Below are 7,137 nucleotides of genomic sequence, written 5' to 3'. Positions count from 1 at the left end.
GGCGGGCGTCGGCGGCGGGCGTCAGGACCGCTCGGCCCCGCCCCGCAGCCAGGCCAGGACCACCGCGGCCGTCCGGCCCAGCTGCGCCGCGTGCACGACCCCGACCGTGTCCCGGCTGGAGTGGTAGGCGGCATATGGCACCTTGCCCAGACGCGCCACCGGGATCCCGGCCGCCTCGAAGGACACGTGGTCGCTGGCCTTGTCGCGACAGGCGTGCGTGGCGACCCCGGCCCGGCGCGCCGCGGACCGGATCGCCGCCGCGAGCGCCGGGCTCCGCAGGCCCGCGCACACCGGGACGCTCGCCGCCGGCACCCCCACCCGGTCGAGCGCGACCATGCCGCGGATGGCGCGGCGCTCGCCCGGCGTGAGCGACTTGACGAAGTACCGCGACCCGAAGGCGTACCGGGTCCCGTTGCCGCCGCGAGCCTCCTCCCCGCCGAAGGCGACCAGCTGCACCGGCAGGGCGGCCGGCTCCCTGGTGAGCACCCGGGCCAGCCCGATCAGGACCGCGACCCCGGACGCGTTGTCCTCGGCTCCGGGGGCCTGCGGGACGGTGTCGAGGTGGGCGCCGACCACCAGGTGGGGGGCGGCCGGGTCGAACCCGGGAGGGTCGGCGACCAGGTTCGTCGTCGTGCCGGCCGGGACGGCGACGCCCCAGGAGACCCCGGCCGGCATGGGCACGGACTGGCGGTGCACCACGTACCCGGCCTGCTCGAACCGGCGCTGCACCAGGGCGGCCGCCTGCCGGTAGCCGTCGCTGACGGCGTCTCGCGGGCCGATGCGGGCCAGCGCGGCGACGTCGCGGCGTGCGGCTGCGGGGTCGAACACGGCGTGCCGGGTCGGGACGGTGTTGGGCTCCGGGGCCACGGTGGGCCTTGGGGAGCCGGGCGTGCGCGGAACGGAGGAGGCGGAGGCGCGGATCGTCGTCGCGGGCGATCGGCCGGACGCAGGCGTACCGGTCGCAGCGGGTCCCGACGGTGGCGGGGTGCAGGCCACGAGCCCCGCGCACGTTGCGGCCAGCAGAGCCCGTTTCGCGAACCCCACCGGCCGGCACCCCACCACCACACGGTACGTGACGACCACCCGGGGTGACCCTGCCCAGCCGGGCTGGCACGCTGGGAGCATGTCCGCCACGACCGTCGTCCTGTTCGGTGCCACCGGTGACCTCGCCCAGCGCAAGCTGTTGCCCGGCCTGCTCCACCTGCACGAGTCCTGCCTGCTCGCCGGGCTGCGCGTCGTGGCGACCTCGCTGGAGGACCTGAGCCGGGAGCAGTTCCTCGACCTCGCGGTCAGCGCGGTCAAGGAGCACAGCAGCCACCCCGTGAGCGAGACCGACCTGGCGGAGTTCACCGGCCGGATCCACTGGGTGCGGGGCAGCGAGGGCATCGGGGCGCTGAAGGCGGCCGTGGAGGAGTCGCGCGCCCTGCTCGGTGCGGACTCGAGGCTGCTGCACTACCTGTCGGTCCCGCCCAAGGCCGCCCTGGCCGTGGTCCGCGAGATCGAGCAGGCCGGGCTCGTCCCGGGATCGCGGATCATCATGGAGAAGCCGTTCGGGACCGACCTGGCCTCGGCCCGCGAGCTCAACGCGAAGCTGCACGCCGTCTTCGCCGAGGAGCAGATCTTCCGGATCGACCACTTCCTGGGCAAGGAGGCGGCCCAGAACATCCTCGCGTTCCGCTTCGCCAACGGCCTGTTCGAGCCGATCTGGCACCGCAACCACATCGACCACGTGCAGATCGACGTGCCGGAGACGCTCGGGCTCGAGCAGCGCGCCGACTTCTACGAGGCTACCGGCGCCTACCGGGACATGGTGGTGACCCACCTGTTCCAGGTCCTCGCCTTCACGGCCATGGAGCCGCCCACGGCACTGGAGCCGGAGGCGATCAGCGAGGAGAAGAACAAGGTGTTCCGCTCCATGGCGCCGATCGACCCGGGCCACGTCGTGCGCGGGCAGTACGTCGGCTACCGGCGGACCCCGGGCGTGGCCCCGGACTCGGAGACCGAGACGTTCGTCGCGCTGAAGTGCTACGTCGACAACTGGCGCTGGGCCGGCGTGCCGTTCTACCTGCGCACCGGCAAGAAGATGGCCGACGGGGCGCGGATCATCTCGATCGCGTTCAAGGAGCCGCCGCAGTCGATGTTCCCGCCCGGCTCGGGGGTGGGCGACAACGGACCGGACCACCTCACCTTCGACCTGGCCGACCGCGCGCGCATGTCGCTGTCGTTCTACGGCAAGCGGCCCGGGCCCGGGATGCGGCTGGACAAGCTGTCGATGCAGTTCTCGATGCAGGACACCGACTGGGCCGGCGCGGCGCTCGAGGCCTACGAGCGGCTCATCTACGATGCCGCCCGCGGCGACCAGACGCTCTTCACCAGGGCGGAGGGCATCGAGCGGCTGTGGGAGGTGAGCCAGCCCCTGCTCGACAACCCGCCGCCGGTGCGGCTCTACCACCCGGGCACCTGGGGACCGAACCAGATCCACCAGCTGATCGCCCCGTTCGCCTGGCGGCTGCCGTTCGAACGCGCCTGGCGCGACCCGAACACGTACGGTGCCTGAGCAGCGTCTGGGCCGGCACCCCGGGGACCGTCGCCCCCGGACTGACGGGCCCCCGGACCGTCGCCCAGAGACCGTTCCCCCGAGGGAAGAGCCGGCCCGGCGGCACCGGGTCGGGCGCCACCGGGCCGGCTCGGGCCGGTCTCAGCCGGTCTGCTCCTGCACGGCCGCGACGACGTCCAGGGGACGCTCGAGGTGGACCATGTGACCGGCCGGCACCACCTTCGTCGGCCACGGCAGGTCGGTGCCCGGCCGGGGCAGGATGCGGTCCTCACTGCCCCAGACCACCCGGACCGGCACGTCCAGCCCGGACAGGATCTCGCGCAGGTCGATGGCCGGGCTGTCGTCGTCCTGCAGCAGGATGCCGAGCATCGCCTGGAGCGCCGTCGGCACCCCGTCCAGGCGCTTGTAGCGCAGCAGGTCCTCGACGATCTGACGGGTGACGGCCGCCGGGTCGGCGAACAGCCGCTGGACCAGCGGCTTGAGCGTCCGCCGCGACTCGGCCGCCGCGAACCCGCGCAGGTACTCGGTGTCGACCCCCTCGCTGGCGCCGGCGGGTGCGAGCAGCGTCAGGGAGGCGACGCGGGACGGGTCGCGCCGGGCCGCCGCGGCCACCACGGCGCCACCGAGCGAGTGGCCGACAAGGTGGGCCCGGGCGATCCCCAGCTCGGCCACGAGACCGAGCACGACGTCGGCCATGGAGTCGAGGGTCACGCCGCTGACGTCCTTGTCGGACTCGCCGTGGCCCGGCAGGTCCAGCGCCACTACGCGGCGCCCGTCCGACAGCGGCTCCTCGACGAAGAGCCAGGACGCCTTGTCGCCGCCGTAGCCGTGCACCAGGACGACGGCCGGCTCGGTGCCGTCCTGGGGGCCGAGCGTCTCGTAGGAGATCCGGTGCCCGGCGATGGTCGTGGTGGCGGGCACGGGCCCGGCCTCGGCCTCGATGGTGCCGGCCGCGATGGCCGCCCGGATCTCCTCGACGAGGGTGTCGAGCTCGGCGTCGGTGACGTCGACACCCGCGACCAGCGCGAGGGTGGCCCCGACCGGCAGGTCCTCGTGGGTCTCCCCGATCAGCCGCCGGATGGTGCCGTCGACGGGGGACTCGACCGACCCGGCGATCTTGTCGGTCTCGACGTCGACGATCTCGTCGCCCTTGCTGACCTCGTCGCCCTCGTTGACGAGCCACGCCATGACCTTGCCGGTGGTCATCGACAGGCCCCACTTGGGCATCGTGATGTGCTTGATCCGCTCGTCAGTCATGCCGGTCTCCGTCCCGCCCGTCCGGGCGCCTCATGCCCCGTACTCGCTGGCCAGCTTGGCCGCACCGACGATGCGCTGCACGTCCGGGATGTAGAGGTCCTCGAGCGCATCCGTGAAGGGCACCGGCGTGTGCGGCGCGGTGACCATCTGGATCGGTGCGCGCAGCGCACCGAAGGCCTCCTGGGCCACGATGCCGGCGATGTCGCTGGCCAGCGAGCACCGTGGCGTGGACTCGTCGACGATCACCAGCCGGCCGGTGTTCTCCACCGACTCGAGGATGGTGTCCGTGTCCAGCGGGCTGGTCGTGCGCGGGTCCACCACCTCGCACTCGACCCCGCTGCGGGCCAGCTCGTCGGCCGCCTCGACGGACCGGCCGACCATGCGGCCGAACGCGACGACGGTCACGTCGTCGCCGTCGCGGACGATGTTGGCCTCACCGAACGGGAGCGCGTAGCTGTCCTCGGGCACCTCCCCGGCCACGTCGTAGAGCATCTTGTGCTCGGCGAAGATGACGGGGTCGTCGTCGCGGATCGCCGCGATCATCAGGCCCTTGGCGTCGTAGGGGTTGGACGGGACCGCGACCTTGAGCCCGGGGATGTGGGTGACGACCGGCAGGAGCGACTGGGAGTGCTGCGCCGCCGCACGGAGCCCGGCCCCCCACATCGTGCGGATGACGACCGGCGTGACCGCCTTGCCGCCGAACATGTACCGGAACTTGGCCGCCTGGTTGTAGATCTGGTCGAAGCAGACGCCCAGGAAGTCGATGAACATGAGCTCGGCGACCGGGCGCATGCCACCGGTTGCCGCCCCGACGGCGGCGCCGATGAAGGCCGACTCGGAGATCGGCGTGTCGAGCACCCGGCCGGGGAACCTGCCGTGCAGGCCCTTCGTGACCCCGAGCACGCCGCCCCAGGCGTCCTCCTGTCCGGGGGCGCCCTCGCCGCCGGCGTTGTCCTCCCCCATGACGATGACCCGCTCGTCGCGCGCCATCTCCTGCGCCAGGGCCTCGTTGATCGCCTCACGGTAGGTGATGCTGCGTGCCATCTCGATCCTCCTCAGTACGAGACGTAGACGTCGGTGGTCAGTTCTTCCGCGCCGGGCGCCGGCGCGGCCTTGGCGGCGGTGACCGCCTCTTCGATCAGGGTCGCGACCTGCTGGTCGACGGCGTCGAGCTGCTCGGCGCTCAGCCGACCCGACTGGGTCACCGTGGCGCGGAACTTCAGCAGGCAGTCCAGGTCGCGCCGGGCATCGGCCACCTCCGTGCCCCGGTACAGCTGCTGGTCGCCCTCGAAGTGGCCGAAGTAGCGGGTGAACTTCACCTCGATGAGCGTCGGTCCGGCACCGGACCGGGCCCGCGCCACCGCCTCGCCGGCCACCTCGTGCACGGCGAAGAAGTCGAAGCCGTCGACGATGACTCCCGGCATGCCGAAGGCGGCTGCCCGGTCGGCGATGTCGTCGGTGGCGATCGACCACGACGCGGACGTGGACTCGGCGTACCCGTTGTTCTCGGCGACGAAGATCGCCGGCAGGTTCCACACCGTGGCCAGGTTGAGCGACTCCAGCGTCGTGCCCTGGTTGGAGGCGCCGTCCCCGAAGAAGGCCACGGCCACCCCGCCGTCGCCCTTGAACTTGGAGGCCAGGGCGCGTCCGCAGATCAGCGGTGGGCCGCCGCCGACGATGCCGTTCGCGCCGAGCATGCCCTTGGACAGGTCGGCGATGTGCATCGAGCCTCCCTTGCCCCGGCAGGAGCCGGTGGACCTGCCGTAGATCTCCGCCATCATGGCGGCCACGTCCACGCCCTTGGCGATGCAGTGGCCGTGGCCCCGGTGGGTCGAGGCGATGGCGTCGCGGTCGTCCAGGTGGCTGCAGATGGCGGCCGCCGACGCCTCCTCGCCGGCGTAGAGGTGCACGAAACCGGGAATGTCCCCGGTGGCGAACTCCTCGTGGACGCGTTCCTCGAAGTCCCGGATCGTCCGCATGACGCGGTAGGCGTCGAGCAGTCGTTCGGGGGTGAGCGTGGAGGTGCTCTGGTCTGTCGCGACGGTACTCATGTGCCCGCCCTCCTCTTCCTCTCGGTTCCGACTCGTTCCAGCAGCTTCAGGGGTGCGATGTCCCGGCGTCGTCGGGCGACGGGATGACGGCGGCCTCGACCGGCACGTCGAGCTGCCCGCACTGCCCGGCGGCGCTCAGCGCAGCGGCGACGTCCAGCACGAGCGGACCCTCGGCCGTGAGTGTCACGGTGGCCAGGTCACCGGGACCCAGCTCGATCTCGCGCTCCCCGTCGACGGCGATCGTGCCGTGCTCGACGGCCACCGGGTTCGCCTCACCGGCCGGCAGCGGCACCGCCTCGACCACTCCCACCCGGGACACCAGGCCCGGGGCGAGCGGGGCGAGCACCTGACGGGCGGCGTCGGGCGACAGGTGCAGGCGCACCCCGCCCGGCGACCGACGGGGCACCGGGTGGACGATCCCGGCGATCGAGCTCAGCCCGATCGCGTGCGGCTCGGCGAAGGCACAGTAGAGCTCGCGCAGGGTCTCGGGTCGCCACAGGGCCTTGGCCCCGACGTGGGCCATGGACGCGACACACACGTCGACCAGGGCGATCTCCTCGCGCGCGCCCGACCGCACCCGCAGCGCCTTCGCCCGGTAGGTCGCCACCTCGGGATCGAGTCGGCCGGCCGTGACGAGCCCGGCAGCGACCCCGGCGACGGTGGCCTCCCACACGTGCGGGAAGGCGTTGTTCGTGCCGGTCGACAGGGGCAGCAGGGGCACGTCCTCGCCGGCGGAGGCAGCCGCTCGTACGGTGCCGTCCCCGCCGAGCACGACGATCACCCGCGCTCCGCGGGAGGCCATGCGCCGCACCAGCGCGGTCGTGTCCTGCGCCGTCCCGGTGTACCGGTCGAGCTCGAGGAACTCGACCGCTGCGTGCGGGCCGCGCTCGCGGGCCCGCTCGGCGTCGAGCCGCCGGCGCACCTCGCGGGCCACGCCCATGGTGTCCGTCGACAGCAGCACCCGCCCGACGCCGACGGCCTCGGCCGCGCGGACGAGCCGCTGGACCATGCTGGCCTTCTCGGTGTTCGGGAAGACGGAGGCGTGCGCGACCAGCCGCCGGATGTCCCGACCGGACATCGGGTTGGCCACGATGGCGAGCGACGGCTCTGTCACCTCCCCATTCCCGCACCCGGCCCGAGCCGGGACAAGGGTTGCAGCCACGTTGCAGCCGGTGTGGGCCCTCGCCCGGTGTCCCGGCCGGTCGGGCCCCGCGTCCGGTGGGTCGGGCCCCCGCCTCCCGGTGGGTCGGGCCCCCGCGTCCGGTGGGTCGG

At 73.1% G+C, this 7,137-nt stretch carries 6 protein-coding genes; 1 reads left to right on the top strand and 5 read right to left on the bottom strand.

Going from position 1 to position 7,137, the window contains the following annotated elements; all coding sequences use genetic code 11:
• Nucleotides 1-21: 21 nt before the first annotated feature.
• Complete coding sequence (locus tag WMI84_RS15990; protein WP_347354771.1) at nucleotides 22-867, bottom strand: M28 family peptidase; 846 nt, start codon at nucleotides 865-867, stop codon at nucleotides 22-24.
• 256 nt (nucleotides 868-1,123) lie between these two features.
• Here WMI84_RS15990 and zwf point away from each other — a divergent pair, with 256 nt between their 5' ends.
• Entirely contained in the window at nucleotides 1,124-2,557 is a 1,434-nt protein-coding gene (gene zwf, locus WMI84_RS15985; protein ID WP_347354770.1) for a glucose-6-phosphate dehydrogenase, read from the top strand.
• Between the two features lie 141 nt (nucleotides 2,558-2,698).
• On the opposite strand, the gene WMI84_RS15980 is transcribed toward zwf, so the two are convergent.
• Genes WMI84_RS15980 through WMI84_RS15965 form a run of 4 tightly spaced genes read right to left on the bottom strand, consistent with a single transcriptional unit; the run spans nucleotide 2,699 to nucleotide 6,979 of the window.
• The gene (locus WMI84_RS15980) at nucleotides 2,699-3,814 is read right to left on the bottom strand and encodes an acetoin dehydrogenase dihydrolipoyllysine-residue acetyltransferase subunit (protein WP_347354769.1); all 1,116 of its coding nucleotides are present in this window, start codon (nucleotides 3,812-3,814) and stop codon (nucleotides 2,699-2,701) included.
• 30 nt (nucleotides 3,815-3,844) lie between these two features.
• Nucleotides 3,845-4,858, bottom strand: a complete 1,014-nt coding sequence (locus tag WMI84_RS15975; RefSeq protein ID WP_347354768.1) for an alpha-ketoacid dehydrogenase subunit beta — start codon at nucleotides 4,856-4,858, stop codon at nucleotides 3,845-3,847.
• Between the two features lie 11 nt (nucleotides 4,859-4,869).
• Nucleotides 4,870-5,865: a thiamine pyrophosphate-dependent dehydrogenase E1 component subunit alpha gene (locus WMI84_RS15970; RefSeq protein ID WP_347354767.1), complete on the bottom strand. Its 996-nt coding sequence runs from the start codon at nucleotides 5,863-5,865 to the stop codon at nucleotides 4,870-4,872.
• A 46-nt stretch (nucleotides 5,866-5,911) separates the two neighbouring features.
• Entirely contained in the window at nucleotides 5,912-6,979 is a 1,068-nt protein-coding gene (locus WMI84_RS15965; RefSeq protein ID WP_347354766.1) for an NAD(+)/NADH kinase, read from the bottom strand.
• Nucleotides 6,980-7,137 lie beyond the last annotated feature (158 nt).

It is taken from the genome of Intrasporangium sp., assembly GCF_039812505.1.
Taxonomy (GTDB): domain Bacteria; phylum Actinomycetota; class Actinomycetes; order Actinomycetales; family Dermatophilaceae; genus Intrasporangium_A.
The sequence above is the reverse complement of the archived record's forward strand: the minus strand, read 5'-3'. Positions and strand labels throughout refer to the sequence as shown.

Excerpts from the sequence above, each read along its gene's own strand:
- zwf (WP_347354770.1), top strand. The coding sequence starts at position 1,124 with ATGTCCGCCACGACCGTCGTCCTGTTCGGTGCCACCGGTGACCTCGCC.
- WMI84_RS15980 (WP_347354769.1), bottom strand. The coding sequence starts at position 3,814 with ATGACTGACGAGCGGATCAAGCACATCACGATGCCCAAGTGGGGCCTG.
- WMI84_RS15975 (WP_347354768.1), bottom strand. The coding sequence starts at position 4,858 with ATGGCACGCAGCATCACCTACCGTGAGGCGATCAACGAGGCCCTGGCG.
- WMI84_RS15970 (WP_347354767.1), bottom strand. The coding sequence starts at position 5,865 with ATGAGTACCGTCGCGACAGACCAGAGCACCTCCACGCTCACCCCCGAA.